The 459-nt window shown below is 39.9% G+C and carries 1 protein-coding gene; it reads right to left on the bottom strand.

The window, feature by feature from the left end; translation table 11 throughout:
- On the bottom strand, nt 1-430 hold a 430-nt coding region (locus PPOP_RS13820; RefSeq protein WP_148277948.1), incomplete at its 3' end, for a type 2 periplasmic-binding domain-containing protein.
- Between the last annotated feature and the right edge of the window lie 29 nt (nt 431-459).

The raw sequence follows: 459 nt of genomic DNA, 5'->3' as shown, positions 1-459 counted from the left end.
GATCATGCATGACTTGTTCTAACTTTTGTGATGCCTCTTGCAAAGCGACATCAATCTCTTTCTCGCCTGTAAAAATAGATTCTATCGCCGAATTCATAATCTCATATTTTTTTTCCCTGAACGTCATATCCGCTTGTGCAGGCATTTGAGCGCTATATTCATATTCTCGCGGTGTTAACGAATAAAAAGCTGCCATATTCCGCCCTGTACTCAATTTTTCATGTACATACGGAGCACGAACCAACAACACCTCTGATTGTCTAAATTTCCCTTTTGCCACCTCTGCGCCGTTTATTAATTGAAGCAAACTCCATGCTCGGTCAATATGTTGGGTATGTTTAGAAATGGCATAAATATTTTTAACAGAGTATGTACTTGATTGAGAACGATTACGAGCAGACACAGGCGATGTGACAACGTCCCAATTCACTTTTGTTTTCTCGTGTGAGTGTTCTAGTT

Origin of the sequence: Paenibacillus popilliae ATCC 14706, assembly GCF_000315235.1 — a bacterium.
In the GTDB taxonomy this organism is placed as follows: domain Bacteria; phylum Bacillota; class Bacilli; order Paenibacillales; family Paenibacillaceae; genus Paenibacillus_B; species Paenibacillus_B popilliae.
The sequence above is the reverse complement of the archived record's forward strand: the minus strand, read 5'-3'. Positions and strand labels throughout refer to the sequence as shown.